This is a genomic window from Acinetobacter sp. BIGb0196 (assembly GCF_011759595.1).
In the GTDB taxonomy this organism is placed as follows: domain Bacteria; phylum Pseudomonadota; class Gammaproteobacteria; order Pseudomonadales; family Moraxellaceae; genus Acinetobacter; species Acinetobacter guillouiae.
On record NZ_JAAOZA010000001.1, the window covers coordinates 1,707,761 to 1,721,589 of the forward strand.

Annotated in this window: 16 protein-coding genes; 7 read left to right on the forward strand and 9 right to left on the reverse strand. The window is 37.1% G+C overall.

Going from position 1 to position 13,829, the window contains the following annotated elements; all coding sequences use genetic code 11:
- Positions 1-206: 206 nt before the first annotated feature.
- Positions 207-599 carry a helix-turn-helix domain-containing protein gene (locus tag FHR28_RS07730; protein WP_004719481.1) on the reverse strand — a complete coding sequence of 131 codons (393 nt, stop codon included), beginning with the start codon at positions 597-599 and terminating at the stop codon, positions 207-209.
- Positions 600-665: 66 nt separating this feature from the next.
- Between FHR28_RS07730 and FHR28_RS07735 the strand changes: the two genes are divergently transcribed.
- Positions 666-1,898, forward strand: coding sequence for an MFS transporter (locus FHR28_RS07735; RefSeq protein ID WP_166782301.1), 1,233 nt, complete (start codon positions 666-668; stop codon positions 1,896-1,898).
- Between the two features lie 73 nt (positions 1,899-1,971).
- Here FHR28_RS07735 and FHR28_RS07740 read toward each other — a convergent pair whose 3' ends face one another.
- The 6 genes from FHR28_RS07740 to FHR28_RS07765 form a co-directional block, all read right to left on the reverse strand.
- Positions 1,972-2,526, reverse strand: a complete 555-nt coding sequence (locus FHR28_RS07740) for a lipocalin family protein (protein WP_105713700.1) — start codon at positions 2,524-2,526, stop codon at positions 1,972-1,974.
- Between the two features lie 76 nt (positions 2,527-2,602).
- The gene (locus FHR28_RS21870) at positions 2,603-2,812 is read right to left on the reverse strand and encodes a hypothetical protein (protein WP_056512760.1); all 210 of its coding nucleotides are present in this window, start codon (positions 2,810-2,812) and stop codon (positions 2,603-2,605) included.
- 567 nt (positions 2,813-3,379) lie between these two features.
- Positions 3,380-3,907 (reverse strand): ClbS/DfsB family four-helix bundle protein, encoded by a 528-nt coding sequence (locus FHR28_RS07750; RefSeq protein WP_105713699.1) that lies wholly within the window; start codon positions 3,905-3,907, stop codon positions 3,380-3,382.
- A gap of 201 nt (positions 3,908-4,108) precedes the next feature.
- Positions 4,109-4,378 (reverse strand): DUF333 domain-containing protein, encoded by a 270-nt coding sequence (locus tag FHR28_RS07755; protein ID WP_004719494.1) that lies wholly within the window; start codon positions 4,376-4,378, stop codon positions 4,109-4,111.
- Between the two features lie 312 nt (positions 4,379-4,690).
- On the reverse strand, positions 4,691-5,407 hold the full coding sequence (locus FHR28_RS07760) for a glutamine amidotransferase (RefSeq protein ID WP_166782302.1): 717 nt from the start codon (positions 5,405-5,407) through the stop codon (positions 4,691-4,693).
- A gap of 67 nt (positions 5,408-5,474) precedes the next feature.
- A complete protein-coding gene (locus FHR28_RS07765; protein ID WP_105713698.1) occupies positions 5,475-6,041 on the reverse strand; it encodes a TetR/AcrR family transcriptional regulator in 567 nt (188 codons plus the stop codon).
- A gap of 95 nt (positions 6,042-6,136) precedes the next feature.
- Here FHR28_RS07765 and FHR28_RS07770 point away from each other — a divergent pair, with 95 nt between their 5' ends.
- Together FHR28_RS07770 and FHR28_RS07775 are read left to right on the forward strand one after the other, a co-directional pair.
- Complete coding sequence (locus FHR28_RS07770; protein WP_096734377.1) at positions 6,137-6,883, forward strand: SDR family oxidoreductase; 747 nt, start codon at positions 6,137-6,139, stop codon at positions 6,881-6,883.
- Between the two features lie 155 nt (positions 6,884-7,038).
- Positions 7,039-7,632 (forward strand): 2-hydroxychromene-2-carboxylate isomerase, encoded by a 594-nt coding sequence (locus tag FHR28_RS07775; RefSeq protein ID WP_166782303.1) that lies wholly within the window; start codon positions 7,039-7,041, stop codon positions 7,630-7,632.
- 168 nt (positions 7,633-7,800) lie between these two features.
- Here the strand turns inward: FHR28_RS07775 and FHR28_RS07780 are convergent, their stop codons facing one another.
- Positions 7,801-8,718, reverse strand: coding sequence for an AEC family transporter (locus FHR28_RS07780; protein ID WP_105713696.1), 918 nt, complete (start codon positions 8,716-8,718; stop codon positions 7,801-7,803).
- Between the two features lie 147 nt (positions 8,719-8,865).
- On the opposite strand from FHR28_RS07780, the gene FHR28_RS07785 reads away from it, so the two are divergent.
- From FHR28_RS07785 to FHR28_RS07795, 3 genes are all read left to right on the forward strand, one after another.
- Positions 8,866-9,738, forward strand: coding sequence for a LysR family transcriptional regulator (locus tag FHR28_RS07785; RefSeq protein ID WP_151957424.1), 873 nt, complete (start codon positions 8,866-8,868; stop codon positions 9,736-9,738).
- Between the two features lie 52 nt (positions 9,739-9,790).
- A complete protein-coding gene (locus FHR28_RS07790; RefSeq protein ID WP_004719511.1) occupies positions 9,791-10,210 on the forward strand; it encodes a hypothetical protein in 420 nt (139 codons plus the stop codon).
- Positions 10,211-10,301: 91 nt separating this feature from the next.
- The gene (locus tag FHR28_RS07795) at positions 10,302-10,640 is read left to right on the forward strand and encodes a hypothetical protein (RefSeq protein ID WP_166782304.1); all 339 of its coding nucleotides are present in this window, start codon (positions 10,302-10,304) and stop codon (positions 10,638-10,640) included.
- Between the two features lie 128 nt (positions 10,641-10,768).
- Here FHR28_RS07795 and FHR28_RS07800 read toward each other — a convergent pair whose 3' ends face one another.
- The gene (locus tag FHR28_RS07800) at positions 10,769-12,280 is read right to left on the reverse strand and encodes an aldehyde dehydrogenase family protein (RefSeq protein ID WP_166782305.1); all 1,512 of its coding nucleotides are present in this window, start codon (positions 12,278-12,280) and stop codon (positions 10,769-10,771) included.
- Positions 12,281-12,639: 359 nt separating this feature from the next.
- On the opposite strand from FHR28_RS07800, the gene FHR28_RS07805 reads away from it, so the two are divergent.
- Entirely contained in the window at positions 12,640-13,821 is a 1,182-nt protein-coding gene (locus FHR28_RS07805; protein ID WP_004719519.1) for a hypothetical protein, read from the forward strand.
- The last annotated feature ends 8 nt before the right edge of the window (positions 13,822-13,829 follow it).

Below are 13,829 nucleotides of genomic sequence, written 5' to 3' on the forward strand. Positions count from 1 at the left end.
CAAAAATACCGATTTCAACAGATACAATTTATATTCGTAGATCAGGCTACAAACGTATAAAAGTCATGAAAATTTAAGCTTGTTTTATCATCTTAGAGAAAGCCATTTGACTGTTCAATGTCATTGCGTGCTAATTTTAATTATTGTTCTACAATCTAATTTAGCTATTCAGCAAATACTCATCAAAAATCTTTTAAAAATTTCTTTTATTTCTGAGCTGCCTTCTCAACTAGTCGCTTAAAACTAGGACATTGCAAATGCGATGGTGCAGGGCAGTCACCTACGTGACGAAGTATGTCACGGAGTGCGATCAATTTATGAATTTGAAGATCGATCTCATCAGCTTTTTGGTGAATAACACTTGGGGAAAGATCAAGTGCGCCATGACTATCGAACATTGCTGCGATCTCTTTAAGCGAAAAGCCCGCCGACTTCCCCATTGAAATCAAAGTGAGTCGTAACAGAACTTCCGAAGAGAATTGTCTACGTAATCCATGACGAGAAATTGAGAAAATCAAACCGATTTCTTCGTAATAGCGTAGTGCCGAAGGTTTAATTCCACTTTTTGCTGAAACTTCACCAATATCAAGAAATTTCATACTTGACCTCAAGTCAACTTGAATTAGTAGTATGTGATTAAACACCACTGCTGACAAGAGCGCAACATGACAGAGCAGACAGAATCATTAACATTGACAAACAAGACCCAAACTGGAATCACCATCACTTTGGGGTTATCCATCTTATTGGCATCGTTGGGAACAAGCATTGTCAATATCGCATTACCTACACTTGCTGAGGTATTTCTACTGCCATTTATTCAAGTACAGGCAGTTGTAATTGGATATCTTATCTCGTTGACGATCACGGTTGTGATTGCTGGACGCTTAGGTGATCGATATGGATGTAAGTCTATGCTGATCGTTGGACTGGTTATATTCAGTTTGGCTTCATTGCTATGTAGTGTTGCACCTAGCTTATGGATATTGGTTGCTGCACGATCATTTCAAGGAATAGGTGCAGCATTCTTAATGACACTTGCAATGGCACTTACACGTCAGACCGTCAGTAAATCACAGTTAGGAAGAGCAATGGGAATGCTTGGAACGATATCTGCTTTAGGTACAGCACTTGGACCTGTGTTGGGTGGGCTTCTGATTACCTTGAGCGGTTGGCAAAGCATTTTTGGATTACAGTTTATACTTGCGAGTATCGCGATTATTCTGGCTTGGGTGTTGTTGCCTAATGATTGCATTAGAAAACAAATTCCTACGTTAAGTTCATGGCAACCAGACCAGAACATAACGCCAAACCTGCTGATTAACTTGATGGTTGCCGCTGTTATGATGGCCACGCTCGTCATTGGACCTTTTTATCTGAGCCTAGGTCTAAGCTTGAATCAAATGCAAGTGGGTTTGATTATGGGAATTGGACCAGTGGTTGCTATCTTAAGTGGGATTCCATCGGGTCGACTTGTCGATCGTTGGGGCAGTCGCTATATCGTCGCTATAGGGTTGATTTTTCTGATTATCGGTAGCTTTATGCTCGCTATCGTACCGAAATTGATGGGTCTAAGTGGCTATATTTTCCCTATCATTATTTTGACTTTAGGTTATCAACTGTTTCAGGCGGCCAACAATACTATGACTTTGGCGGATGTTCCCAAAGCTCGACAAGGGATGGTATCAGGACTTCTTAGCTTATCTCGTAATATGGGCTTAATTATCGGGGCTTCTGTGATGGGAGCTATTTTTTCATTCGGTGTCGGCACAATTCAGTTCAATCAGGCAACGGCTTTAGCAATCATTGATGGGATGCAATTTACCTTTTTGTGTGCTGGAGCATTGATGATTGTGGGCTTGCTCATCAGTTGTGTCTCATTTCGTAGACGATATTGATCAGAAGGGCTTGTAGTGCAATCGTATAAAATAAGCTAGATTCAACAAGCCCTTAAAAAGGGCTTGTTTGCATTTATTTTTGTTTGGTTTCAATTAAATCACTTAAATCATAGCCTAAGCTTTTAGCATAATTTAAATATTCTTCAGTCGTGGCTGGATCAAGCTGTTGAGATCGACTGAGTAACCATAAATATTTTTTATTAGGAGTACCGATCAATGCAACTTGATAATTTTCATCCAGCTTTAAAATCCAATAATCACCACGTCCTACAGGCAGCCAACGAAGTACTTTTGGTAAAAAACTCACTTTTAATTTGGAGTTCGTAGGCGCGTTTTGTACAGATGCTTCGCCAATCGATTGTTGAAGCTTGCCATTTTTATCATAACAACGATTATCCACTTTGATTGAGCCATTTTCATTTAAGGAATAATCAGCAGTAACGTTATAATCGCATTTCTTTTGAAAATACATTGGTTTGCGCGCAATTTCATGCCAAGTACCCAGATATCTCTTTAAATCTACATTGTTAACGGTTTGAATCTTTTCATTTCCTGCATAAGCAAATGCCGCAACACTAAGTAATGCTATTCCACCGACGAGCGTTAATATTTTAAACTTGTTGTTCATGACATAGCCCTATATTTAAGTATTTAATATATATATTCATTATGTCGCGCCTGATGCGGGGGTATTGTAATTTTGCTTACAAGTCATGTAGTTTTTTCATGTAAAAATCTCTTCTAAGCAGTCCAAGTTGTCTTTTTCTTGCGATAATTTCATCATGCTGGTAAGGCAGTATTTCAACCAATTGATCAACAGTTAAATGGTTGTTTTCAATGAGAAAGCAATCTTGATCTGTTGACCAAGCAGAGGATAACAATTGTTTTGTGTTTGGCTTATTTCTAGGGGGCATGGATTAAATTCTTTACACCTTAAATGGCTGACAATCAATAAAATTGCGAGTGATTGAATTTTCACTCTCAGCACTTTTAGTTAATTAGATTTGATCTGTTTATATCAAATCTTGATTTTGTTACTTAATCAAAATTTTAATACGTATTTTAGAAAAACTCAAATTTTAATTGTTATCGATAAATTGAGAGGGTGATATAAGATATAAATAGTTTATGGTCAGCTTAACCTAAGAACAATGAAGCAAGTTTATGAAAAAAATAACAATGATATTGTTGCTTATGCTTATAGGTTGCATTACTCCAAATCCGCATAGTTTGGTATTGATGAAAAAATAAAAATCCATTGAAGTCATGCATGAGCAACTGGATGATGAAAATACCAGTACTGAGGTAAATAGAGCATTATTCTGTGGTGAATATGAGCGTGTCTATAAAACAGAATACCTGCCTACTTTAATGAAATTAGACTAATCCTTGGGACAAGAAAAACCCAAACAGTATTATTTGGACGAATTAAATAACACCATTACTCAATACTTAGATCTGAAAAAGATAACCTGTTAAGGCTATTTAGTTTGTTCAGTATTTATGTTGAATTTCTTCCATTTTCTGATTTGAACTCTAAAATTGGTAAAAGGGGCGACAGTGTTGATATGAATCCATTTATACAGTGGCCAGTTGGCAGGTGTGGTTGCCCATTTACGTTGATTTATTTCAAATAGTTCTTCATCTGTTAGATTTTCAATCCAGTCTGTGACTTCTTTGACCCGTTTAGACAATAACTGAGTATTTTCTTTTAATGAATGCTGGGCATGGGTTTGATAAAAATTTTGATATAGACTTGCTAAGTTATTCCATTTATAGCCTTCTTTCGGCATTGAAACGGGGAAACCTGCAAGTTCTTTGCTTTCCCATTCTAATAATAAATTTACCCATCCCAATTGATAGGATAAATTTTGGGCAGGGGTTTTATCTACAGCTGCAACTTTATGATCTTTTAAGTCTTCGGATATTTCTTCAAATTCTGTTAAATATTGATTTAATGAATTATTGATTGCAACAATCAGTTCCTGTTTAGATTGATAGGTTTTCATCTATTCAATATTCCCAAAATAAATACAATACTGTTTATATTTAGTGCATGTTTAGATCTAATTTATTTTAACTATGAAAAGGGTGGAGCAACTCATTACCGTAGTGAATATACAGTAATGAGTCTAAAATTTATACCAATAGAGAATCAGTCATTCCAGAAGGCTTGTCTATTGTTTATATTCCGCAGCGATTATTCAAAATTATTTAGCAGCAGCTTGCTCATCGCCTTGTGCACTTCTAAACAACTTCCATTCATCAACCACTGTTCCATTTGGAAGCTTACAATATCCAGCTTCATTTCCTAATGCATCTTTTTTAATCTGAGACTCGCCTCCCATTTTTTGACAATACACACTTGCAGGATTGGCCATGCCAAGCGGTTTAGCATTTTGAGTATTTACTTCAGGGGTAGAACATGCAGAAAGAAGTGTTGTCATGAGCACAGATGCGCCAATATATATTTTATTCATTGCAAACAAAGTCTTGGTTTTAAAGTATGCAGTATAAATAAATCAGCAAGTTTTAATGTATCTACTCTGTATAATCCTGTAGCTCAAAAATAATGATGAGTACGGCTTAGTATAAAATATTAAGTGTGATTAAGTAATGTTACATGTAAATAAAGAAAATCTTTTTAATGTAAATGGTATAGTCAGTTAAATATAGGCAATGCAGTATTGATATTATATTTCGAGCAACGCTGTATTTATGGGGGAAGAGTAAATAAGATATAAAAAGCACGAAACAGAAAAGTCTATTTCATGCTGATATAGATAAACAGATTATACATTTAAGTGTTTGATAAAATGCTCTAAAACCAGTGGTGATTTTAATTCAAGATTTGGTGCATATTTTTCATTTTTAGCTCGTAAATGAGGAATATTTAAGCCAGCTTTGCGTAATTCACAAGTATGACCAATCAGCCATTTTTCCATATCATCTGCCGCAACTTCGACATGGAATTGTAACGCCAAGATATTTTGCCCGACTCTAAACGCCTGATTTGTATAAATTGCTGAACTGGCAAGTAATTCAGCCTGTACAGGCAAGTCAAAGGTATCACCATGCCAATGTAAAACTTCGGTATTAACGAGTGGCAATAACGGATTATTTTGAGCCAGATTTAGCTTCAATTGACTCCAGCCAATTTCTTTTTGATGGCCTGCATAAACCTTTGCGCCTAAAGCATGTGCAATCAATTGTGCACCTAAGCAAATGCCAATCGTTGGTAAATTCTTGGCTAAACGTTGTTTAAGATAAGCAATTTCATCATTTAAAAAGGGATAATCTTCAGTTTCATAAACACCAATTGGGCCACCTAGAATGATAACTAGACCTTCAAATTCAAATGCTTGCTTTAAATCATCCATACCCGCTTCAAAATAACGTATGCGATAGCCCAAATCATAAAAAGTGTCTTCAAGAATACCTAAATCTTCAAATGCTAAGTGTTGAATGGCATAGATTGTCTTCGGCAAAGCGTGTGTGGAGGAAGTCATGGTTTTATAATGATTTAACGAGAATATTGCTAATTTATACTAGATTGTATTGGGTTGAAAACTAAATTTATGCTGTGATTTGCAACATAGAATAAATACAGTGTTTGCTTGATTCCAAAATGGTCAATTTAACCGAATCATCAGAAACACTTCTTGCTATCAGTATAGCACCCACCAGTTGACATAAGACGCCCCAAGCTTTTTCTTCACTCCCGAGGCGTTGAGTAAATAGGGCATGACCGCGTTGTAATTCTTGTTGATAGCGTTGTTTAATCTCCTCATCAGAACGTGCGACTTCTGTAGCGAGTGTTGGCAATACACAACCATAATCTGGATGTTCAACATGCGAGAGGGTTAAGTAACGATTGAGTTCAAATTCAATCCATAACTCAGCCTGATCATGAGGGTTGTTTTGCCACATCTGAATGCTATTTTTGAGTTCGTTTTCAACCAATGCTTTAAACAAATCCTGCTTGGAAGAAAAATGTGAATAGAATGCACCACTGGTCACACCAGCAGCTTTCATAAAGCCATCTACACCGGTTGCAGCAAAACCATCTTTTTTAGCAAGCTGTCCACTGATTTTTAATAGCTCTTTTCTTTTTTCTTGTTTATAGCCAGATTTGTATCGCATATTTTCCTCGATCAAATTTTTCCTTGACGCTCTAGTAAAACTATAACATAGTAATCGTTATAATAACGATCGTTATGCAAAAAGGGAAGCATGATATGCAAGATGAAATAACAACATCAAATCAGAAAGTTGCATTGATTATTGGAGCAGGTGATGCAACAGGTGGCGCAATTGCGAAACGTTTTGCCAAAGGGGGATATATTAGTTGTATGACCCGTCGCAATGCTGACAAGTTACAACCACTGATTGATGAGATTGAACAGGCAGGTGGAACAGCATATGGTTTTGCATCTGATGCTCGAAAAGAACAGCAAGTTATACAATTGATCGAAGAAATTGAAAGCAACATTGGCGAAATAGAGGTACTGGTTTTTAATATCGGTGCTAATGTTCCATGTAGCATCCTTGAAGAAACAGCGCGTAAATATTTTAAAATATGGGAAATGGCGTGTTTTTCTGCTTTTTTAACTGGTCGTGAAGTGGCGAAACGAATGGTAAGCCGACAACGCGGGACATTGATCTTTACTGGCGCGACTGCTGGTCTACGTGGTGCTGCTTATTTTTCAGCATTTGCAGGGGCAAAGCATGCACTTAGAGCTTTGGCACAGAGTATGGCGCGTGAACTTGGTCCACAGAATATTCATGTGGCTCATGTGGTAGTTGATGGTGCAATTGATACAGATTTTATTAAAAACAGTTTTCCTGATCTTTATGAGAAAAAAGACCAAGATGGTATTTTAAATCCTGAACATATTGCTGAAAATTATTGGCATCTTGCCCAGCAACCACGTGATGCATGGACGCATGAGCTAGATTTACGACCTTGGATGGAAAAATGGTAAGTCACTTTATATTAGTAAGTTGGTTTGTATGAGTAGGTTAATATAGCTAGATGACTTATCTCGATATAGCGAGATTAAGAAGTGATGATTTAAGTTTTTTCTAGAATCATTTTTACAGTAAAAATATGATCAGTACAGTTAAGGAATAACACTAAATGAAACAGGTAGAATTTTATTTTGATTTGGGTAGTCCATATAGTTATTTAGGCTTTTATCAGGTTCAAAAAATTGCAAAACAAAATCAAGCACAAGTGATCTGGAAACCAATCTTGCTTGGCGGCATTTTTAAAGCCACAGGGAACAGTAGTCCAATGGCTGTGCCAGCAAAAGCCAGTTATTCGATGATCGATATGGGGCGTTGGTCAAAACTCTGGAATATTCCAATACAAATGAATCCCTATTTTCCTATTAATACTTTAAATCTGATGCGCGTGATTACAGCGGTTCAGCTTTATCAAGCTGAAAAATTCTTAACAGTGTTAAACGCTTTATTTGATGCAATGTTTGGGCATCCGCGTAATTTAAATGATATCAATGAACTTATTACCTTGCTTCAATCATTGGGTTTTAGTACAGAGCAGGTTCAAACTTGGCTTTCAGATGAACAGGTTAAAGCCCAACTAAAAAATATGACAGAAGAAGCCATTGGGCGTGGTGTTTTTGGTGCACCGACATGGTTTATTGGCGATGAAATGTTTTGGGGCGTTGATCATCTTCATTTTGTTGAGATGGAATTGGCTAAATCTTGATAAATAAGCTTATAGATTCTGATTCCATTATTTAGACTGCTAGCATGAGAGAATTGCGTTGTATTGTGCTGCAGCTTGCCATGCAGTACAGCAATTCTACAAAAAAGCCAAACCATATCAAATCAGTAAAATATTTGATAAATCAACGCTATTCAAAAATATAATAGATTAAACATAATAATGCTGTAATAGCGCAAGGATCAGTGCCAAAGTAAATACTGATAAAAGTGTTTGCATGCTGATGCTTGCTGCCATTAATTGATGATCGCCGTTTAACAGTTTGGTTAAGATATATGCGGAAGATGCGGTTGGGATAGAAAAGAAAATCATGATAGCAATCACCGCGGCATGACTTAGCTCAAAAAACTGCAAACAGATAAAGGCAATAAGCGGGATCAGCAATAATCTGAGTAGGCTAATGAGCAAAGACTTTTTCAGATAAACTCTGAGCGTCGAAAACTGAATTGCTGTTCCTACACATAATAAGCCCAACATCAGGCTACTACTTGAAAAAGCATTTAACAGATTTGCAAAGCCAGACCAAATAGGGATGTTTAAAACATTAAATGTAATTCCCAATATACAAGAGCTGATCAGTGGATTTTTGATTAAAGACCAGAATATATTTTTAATGTTCAGTTGATCTTTATCTGTCAATGAAAGGATCGAAACAACATTAACCAAGGGAATTGCTATAGCAAGGATATTTACCAAGATACTTTTGATTTCAGCATGATTGAGTGTCGTGGCAATCGAGAGTCCGAGATAGGTATTAAAACGAATCAAGCTTTGGACATATACACCGATCTGGGCAATAGGTGTGCGGTTTAACTTTGCAAACAGATAAACGCCAGCAATGATCATGGCCATAATTAAAAAAATGACTGTAAGAATGCTGTTGAGATGCCCCATATTCATATCTGCATTTGCAAGAGAGCTAAACAATAAGGCTGGAAATAAAATATAGTAATTGAGCTTTTCTGCGCCATTCCAGAATTTTTCATCAAGTATACGTGACTGGAACAGATAAAAACCTAAACCAATCAGGGCGATGGATGGAAAAAGGATAGTAATCATTTGTAGCATGCTGAACGCTCTATGCAGAAACTAATTCGACCAAGTCCCAGCCACTGATTTTTTCATCTGTAAGCTAAACCCAAGTAAACTTTAACCAAGAATATGACTTATGACTATTCATGGTAAAATGAGTCTTTACTCATGGATGGAGTGGTGATGACATTTACTCAACTGACTATTTTTGCCATGTTGGCTGAACAGAAAAGCTTTACTATTACAGCACAGCGTTTGCAAATTTCTCAATCTGCGATTTCTCATGCAATTAAAGGCTTAGAACAAGATTGGTCGGTCACATTGTTTTATCGCAATCATAATGAAGTTGAGTTAACTGAATCGGGTATACGGCTTTTAGTGCATGTGAAAGAAATTTTGAATATTTCCAATGTCCTAAAGCAAGAAATCTCCGATATACAAGGATTTCATTCTGGCACTTTAAGAATTGGATCTTTTGGTGCTTCATCTTCTAATGTACTGATTCCCTTAATTCTAGAAAAATTTAGTTTAAAATATCCAAATATTGAAGTGTTTATTAAAGAAGGAACGGACAAAGATATTACTCAATGGATTCATGATCGTACTATTGATGTTGGATTTGTGGTTTTACCTGAAGAACGCTTTGATACTTTTCCTGTGATTGAGGATATCTTTGTAGCACTTATTCCTAAGTCCTATACACGATCACAACAAAGTGCAGTTCGATTGGATGAATTGGTAGAACATCCTTTTTTAATGACCTCAGCAGGCAGTCAAAACCATGTGACAGAGATGTTTAGAAAAGCCAATTTGAGTCCAAAAATTAAATGTTATTTTTCTCAAATTTTGACCATTATTAATATGGTGAACAATGGTGCTGGTGTTTCAATTGTCGCAGATATGGCCTTGAATAAAGAGTTGATGACACTGTTTCCCAATGTTCAAAAATTACCTTTATCACCGAATATTAAGCGGTCTATTAGTCTGGCAGTGAAGAATAAAAAACAGATGAGTCCAATTACACAGGCATTTATTGATATTGCACAAATGGTTTAGCATTTTATCGTGAGCGTTTCGCAGAAGAATAAAAGATGAGTATAAGCACAGCATGAATGATTTGATTTATAAACTCATAGGACGTCCTAAAACAGCATTTATACTATGTGGCTGTATTGCTAACCTATCCTTATGGGCAATCAGCCATATCAAAAGCTTTAGTATTTTATGGGTACTCGGCTTCTTCGTTTTTACCGCACTTTCTGCATTATCTTTGTCTGTATATTTGATGGAAATTGTTGAGAAAAAGCCAAGATACAAAATCTACTTTCAACTGTTGTTTTACACACTTTTGATCATTTTATATTTAGCATTGAACACTTACAAATCTGTTTTAGATCAGAAATTTTTTCCACGAAGTTTGGTGATGTCTGTGATTGTATTTTTCACAATGTTATTGATGATGAATTTAAGAGTCGTGGTTGGATATAGTTTCGAAAATATTAAAATGTTATGGAAAAGACCGAAATAATTTTACTGCTGATCTCAGTATATCTGATTTGAACGTATTGGTTTATTCAACTAAACAGACAATACTAAACAGGCAATAAAGGAATGTGTTGATGGATTTAGAAACATTACAACGGCAAATCTGCAAAAAATATGAGTCAAAATATATCGAATTTAATCCGTCGGATAGGGTTGCAATTGCATTACAGAGTCTAGGTCAACAACCGATTTATGCAGTTCGAGTTGCGCTTAAAAAACAAGACAATGTTTCTTGGTTTATTCACTGTGGAGAATATTCTTCAGCTGATGATTTTTATCAACCGCTGCATGCCTCGCATTTACAGCAATATTTACCTGAAATTTTACCTTATTTAGCGCTTGAGCACGGTTATCATGTCATTATTGATAAGCATGGCTATGAAGATGTTTGGTTGAATCCAACAACCGACTAAATTTAGCGAATCATCGCAATCTGTATAAAATAATGAATTGATTGTGATAGGAGTTAAAAAGTATCGTCATCACGACCAAAAAAGCGAACCGAAGTTCGCTTTTTTAAAGTGTAAATCAATTATAGAACTTAGAAGAAGCCCATTGCTTTGGTTGAATAGCTTACCAGTAAGTTCTTGGTTTGTTGATAATGATCAAGCATCATCTTGTGGTTTTCACGGCCAATACCTGATTTCTTATAACCACCGAATGCAGCATGTGCAGGGTAGATATGGTAGCAGTTGGTCCATACACGACCAGCTTCAATCGCACGACCCGCACGATAAGAGGTATGCGCAGAACGCGACCATACACCAGCGCCTAAGCCATACATCGTATCATTGGCAATTCGGATTGCATCGTCATAATCTTTAAATGCTGCGACAGAGAGCACTGGTCCAAAAATTTCTTCTTGGAAAATCTTCATACTGTTGTCGCCTTTGAAAATGGTAGGTTCAATATAGAAACCTTGACCGACTTCCTGACGATCGCCGCCACCTGTAAGCAATTGAGCGCCTTCAGCACGACCTGTTGCGATACAACCCAAGATTTTGTCTTGTTGCTCTTGAGATGCCTGAGCACCAATCATGGTGTCAGTGTCTAGAGGATGTCCCGTTTTAATGCGTTTTACACGTTCAACTGCCATTTCTAGGAATTTATCTGCAATACTTTCTTGAACCAAGGCACGTGATGGGCAAGTACATACTTCACCTTGGTTTAAAGCAAACATGGCAAAGCCCTCAAGTGCTTTGTCTAAATAATCATCATCTTTATCCATGACATCTTCAAAGAAAATGTTTGGTGATTTACCACCAAGCTCAAGTGTCACAGGAATAATATTTTCAGTTGCATATTGCATGATCATTTGACCAACAGCAGTGGAGCCTGTAAATGCAATTTTAGCAATGCGTGGATTGGTTGCCAGTGGGCGACCCACTTCAACGCCGTAACCATTGACAATATTTAAAACGCCTGGCGGTAAAATATCTTGAATGAGTTCAGCAACAACTAAAATACTTGATGGAGTTTGTTCAGCAGGTTTAAGCACAATACAGTTACCCGCTGCAAGTGCCGGTGCAAGTTTCCATGCTGCCATAAGAATAGGGAAATTCCATGGAATGATCTGACCAACTACACCTAAAGGCTCATGGAAGTGGTAAGCAATGGTATCTTCATCAATTTCAGAAATACCACCTTCTTGTGCACGTAAACAACCTGCAAAATAACGGAAATGGTCAATTGCTAAAGGAATATCGGCTGCCAATGTTTCACGAATTGGCTTACCGTTTTCCCATGTTTCTGCAACCGCCAGTAATTCTAAATTTTCTTCTAAACGATCTGCAATTTTCAGCAGTACATTTGAACGTGTTGTTGGAGATGCTTTGTTCCATGAAGCTTTGGCTTTATGTGCTGCATCTAATGCAAGTTCGATATCTTCCGCAGAAGAACGTGGAATTTTGGTAAAGGCTTTACCATCTACAGGAGAGACATTATCAAAATATTGCCCTTTAACAGGTGCTACCCATTTGCCATCAATAAAGTTTTCATATTGGGCTTTGAACTGTACTTTTGAACCAGGCTGATTTGGATCTACATAACGCATAAGAGTATCCCTTTACTTATATTCATGATCATTCATGATGTGTTTAATATGGCATGTATGAACAATGATTGTTTACATGATGGTTTGAGCATAGAGAGTCAAAGGTAGGGAAAAGGTTGGATGAAATCCAAGACACATTTGCGCTATGCTTTAATCTTTGGCAATATTTTCTTGTTTATTGAAAAATTGCTAAATATTGGAAAAAATTGGTTTTATTCTAACGCTTTGGTATGAGTTGTGTTGACTCAGGTTAAGCTCACTGTGTTAATGTGCTAGAGTAATTTATAAGCAGGTCCGCTGGATAAAAACAACAGAGAAAGGATAGGATATTTTTTAACGAATTACAGAGGAAGTAGCGTATGTTAAGCCAACAAGAGTTATCAAATAAACGGAGTTTAATTGAGCAATTACGCCAAAGCAGTAGTTTGTCTTTAAAACATGCTGATCAACTCGGGCAGAGTATTGCAAGTTCATGGCAACGTTCCAACTCAGCTGCGATTCCCAAAGATCGTGATGCTGCACCCTTGATGAATGTAAAACAAGAAAGAAAAACACTGTTAGAAAAAGCAATCGAACATTGTCGTGATGAATTAACCCATATCGCAGAACAGTCGGCAATGGTTGCTGCAGTAGGGGATATTGGCAGTACCATTATCTGGTCAGCCGCAAGTGGGCAAATGCGCAATGCCGCAGAACGTGTTCATTTTATTGCTGGTGGGCAATGGCGAGAAGATTTGGTGGGAACCAATGCTTTGGCACTGTCATTAAAAACCCAACAATCCAGTTGTGTGTTTTCTAATGAACATTTTATGTCTTCGGTGCATGACTGGGTTTGTTATGCCTCTCCAATTATAGATCCATATTCCAAACAAGTTTTAGGAGTAATTGATCTGTCAACCACATGGAATCATCACAATAGTTTGGGATTATTGGCGGCTGAGCGCTGTGCCTCAATTATTCAATCGGCATTGCTAGAGTTTCAGCAACAACATTTATTTATCCGGGCTTTTGCTGTGCCACAAGTGTTGTTCAATGGCAAGATCGTGGTACTGACACCACGACAAATTGAAATTTTGACTATTCTTGCGTTGTGTCCACAAGGGATGAATCTGGAAAATTTACATCAAGCGCTGTATGGTGAACGAAAAGTGAGTGTCGGCACATTAAAAGCTGAAATGTCGCAGTTGCGTGATATTTTGGGCGGCATGCTGGGTTCACGGCCTTATCGTTTATTGGCACATGTTGAAGCAGATTTCTTGCAAGCAGAGAATGCTTTAGATGCGGGCTATACCGAATCCGCTTTAAAATTATGCAAAGGTGTATTTTTAGCTAAAACCGAAAGTCCTTTTTTATCTGCATGGCGAGACTGCCTCGAATCACGCCTGAGTGAAGCGATTTTCAAAGCCAATGAAACAGATGCTTTATTAAAACACCTTGCACATTTTCCAGAAGCGATTGATGCCGTTGAACGTCTGATTGAACTTACACCAGTCGGGCATCCTGCTCATCAAATTCTAATGAAATATAAAGATGAACATTGATTTTGCAG

Bases quoted from the DNA above. Each gene is read 5' to 3' on its own strand.
- FHR28_RS07740 (WP_105713700.1), bottom strand. From the start codon at position 2,526: ATGAACAACAAGTTTAAAATATTAACGCTCGTCGGTGGAATAGCATTA.
- FHR28_RS07775 (WP_166782303.1), top strand. From the start codon at position 7,039: ATGAAACAGGTAGAATTTTATTTTGATTTGGGTAGTCCATATAGTTAT.
- FHR28_RS07785 (WP_151957424.1), top strand. From the start codon at position 8,866: ATGACATTTACTCAACTGACTATTTTTGCCATGTTGGCTGAACAGAAA.
- FHR28_RS07795 (WP_166782304.1), top strand. From the start codon at position 10,302: ATGGATTTAGAAACATTACAACGGCAAATCTGCAAAAAATATGAGTCA.
- FHR28_RS07765 (WP_105713698.1), bottom strand. From the start codon at position 6,041: ATGCGATACAAATCTGGCTATAAACAAGAAAAAAGAAAAGAGCTATTA.
- FHR28_RS07760 (WP_166782302.1), bottom strand. From the start codon at position 5,407: ATGACTTCCTCCACACACGCTTTGCCGAAGACAATCTATGCCATTCAA.
- FHR28_RS07790 (WP_004719511.1), top strand. From the start codon at position 9,791: ATGAATGATTTGATTTATAAACTCATAGGACGTCCTAAAACAGCATTT.
- FHR28_RS07750 (WP_105713699.1), bottom strand. From the start codon at position 3,907: ATGAAAACCTATCAATCTAAACAGGAACTGATTGTTGCAATCAATAAT.
- FHR28_RS07735 (WP_166782301.1), top strand. From the start codon at position 666: ATGACAGAGCAGACAGAATCATTAACATTGACAAACAAGACCCAAACT.
- FHR28_RS07755 (WP_004719494.1), bottom strand. From the start codon at position 4,378: ATGAATAAAATATATATTGGCGCATCTGTGCTCATGACAACACTTCTT.
- FHR28_RS07800 (WP_166782305.1), bottom strand. From the start codon at position 12,280: ATGCGTTATGTAGATCCAAATCAGCCTGGTTCAAAAGTACAGTTCAAA.
- FHR28_RS07730 (WP_004719481.1), bottom strand. From the start codon at position 599: ATGAAATTTCTTGATATTGGTGAAGTTTCAGCAAAAAGTGGAATTAAA.
- FHR28_RS07770 (WP_096734377.1), top strand. From the start codon at position 6,137: ATGCAAGATGAAATAACAACATCAAATCAGAAAGTTGCATTGATTATT.
- FHR28_RS21870 (WP_056512760.1), bottom strand. From the start codon at position 2,812: ATGCCCCCTAGAAATAAGCCAAACACAAAACAATTGTTATCCTCTGCT.
- FHR28_RS07805 (WP_004719519.1), top strand. From the start codon at position 12,640: ATGTTAAGCCAACAAGAGTTATCAAATAAACGGAGTTTAATTGAGCAA.
- FHR28_RS07780 (WP_105713696.1), bottom strand. From the start codon at position 8,718: ATGCTACAAATGATTACTATCCTTTTTCCATCCATCGCCCTGATTGGT.